Consider the following 287-nt stretch of genomic DNA (forward strand, 5'->3'; position numbering starts at 1 on the left):
GGCCGGTGGGGTCCAGTGATCGGGTCACGAGGTAGAGGCATTTCAACGCGGCCTGCTCGTTCGGGAAGTGACCGCGGGCCTTGATCGCCCGCCGGTAGCGGGCGTTGAGCGACTCGATCGCGTTCGTCGAGCAGATGACCCGGCGGATCTCTACGTCGTAGAGGCTGTTGCAGTATGCGTGTCGCCATGCCGGTTTCCAGCAGCGGTTTGGGAGAATTGGTTTATGGCGAAGGGGTATCGTCCGCTGCGGCGTGACCAGGGGTTCCTGCTACCGCCGAACATGCGGG

Annotated in this window: 1 pseudogene; it reads right to left on the reverse strand. The window is 63.8% G+C overall.

Annotation, left to right across the window (positions count from 1 at the left end):
• A pseudogene (locus RM423_RS25145) lies at positions 1–205 on the reverse strand (transposase); the annotation flags it as partial.
• Between the last annotated feature and the right edge of the window lie 82 nt (positions 206–287).

The sequence above is a fragment of the Jatrophihabitans lederbergiae genome, assembly GCF_031845305.1.
Lineage (GTDB): Bacteria > Actinomycetota > Actinomycetes > Mycobacteriales > Jatrophihabitantaceae > Jatrophihabitans_A > Jatrophihabitans_A lederbergiae.